Origin of the sequence: Mesorhizobium sp. WSM4884 (assembly GCF_029625675.1) — a bacterium.
In the GTDB taxonomy this organism is placed as follows: Bacteria; Pseudomonadota; Alphaproteobacteria; order Rhizobiales; family Rhizobiaceae; genus Mesorhizobium.
This window is the reverse complement of sequence record NZ_JARTVO010000059.1, coordinates 1-508: the sequence shown is the minus strand read 5'-3', so window position 1 is coordinate 508 and position 508 is coordinate 1. Positions and strand designations below refer to the sequence as shown.

Annotated in this window: 1 protein-coding gene; it reads right to left on the bottom strand. The window is 70.3% G+C overall.

Features of this window, described 5'->3' with window-relative positions; genetic code table 11:
• Positions 1–393, bottom strand: a 393-nt coding sequence (locus tag P9236_RS30665) for an FAD-dependent oxidoreductase (RefSeq protein WP_278078210.1), incomplete at its 3' end; no start/stop codon positions are given.
• Positions 394–508: the final 115 nt, after the last annotated feature.

The window sequence follows — 508 nt, the reverse complement described above, 5'->3', positions numbered from 1 at the left end:
AGGCTGGAAGACTTCAGCGCCGGCCGAGCGGGCCGCATCGAGCAGCAAGGTATCCAATCTGTAGCGGCCGAGCGCGCGGCCGAAACCGTCATTTCTTGCTGTCACGGCTCTCGCGCCGGGCATCGGCGCCTCGATGCTGGTGTCGCCGGAAAACAGGCCGACCCGGCGGATTTCGGGGCCGGCCCCGGCGCGCCAGGCATCGCCGATCTCCAGCCGGTCGAGAAGCGCGAGATTGCTTGCCGAGATGTATTCGCCGCACACCTTGCGGCGCGGAAACGCGCTCTTCTCGACGACCGCAACGGCCCATCCGCGCCGGGCGAGCGCCAGCGCCGCCGAAGCGCCGGCCGGACCGCCGCCGATGACGATCGCATCGTGGGTGGATGGCCGCCTCATGCCGCATTCCTGGCCGGCATCCGCGCTTCGCCGGCAAAGACATGTGAGAAAGGCCCGGCGCGCCGCTCCTCGAGCGGGATGCCGCCGGCGGCGCTCCAGAGGTCGGAAAGTTCGC